Here is a 466-nt window from a genome sequence, read left to right as displayed (position 1 = left end):
GCGTATCATTTGGAAGAAATTGCTGATAATGCAAGAGATGTTGATCTGGCAATTCGCTGGGGATTTGGATGGGCGCAAGGACCATTTGAAACTTGGCAGCTTTCTGATTTACACAGTGTGACTCGACAAATCGATGAATCAATACAGGATAATACGGCATTATCAAGCGCAAAACTACCTGAGTGGTTATATGAAATAAAGGAATTTTACACACGAGAAGGCGCTTATTCGCCTGGTAAAAACAATTATCACGCCAGAAGTCAGTTACCTGTTTACCATAAACAATTCTTCCATGACAGGGTATTAAAGGAGTCACATCATCCTGTTCATGTTATTTATGAAAATGAGGGTGTTTGTTTGTGGTACTTAAAAGATGATGTGGCTGTGATTAGTTTTAAAAGCAAAGCCAATACAATGGGTCAAGCAGTTCTCGATGGCATAGAGACTGCTTTGGATATCGCAGAAA

At 39.5% G+C, this 466-nt stretch carries 1 protein-coding gene; it reads left to right on the top strand.

Annotated features, from left to right (window positions below; translation table 11 throughout):
- The coding region (locus tag AC1VNY_RS42615; protein ID WP_482409691.1) for a hypothetical protein at positions 1-466 on the top strand (466 nt) is incomplete at both ends.

This window comes from Bradyrhizobium ferriligni (assembly GCF_056837965.1).
Note: the sequence above shows the minus strand (reverse complement) of the source record. Positions and strands in the feature narration are given on the sequence as shown.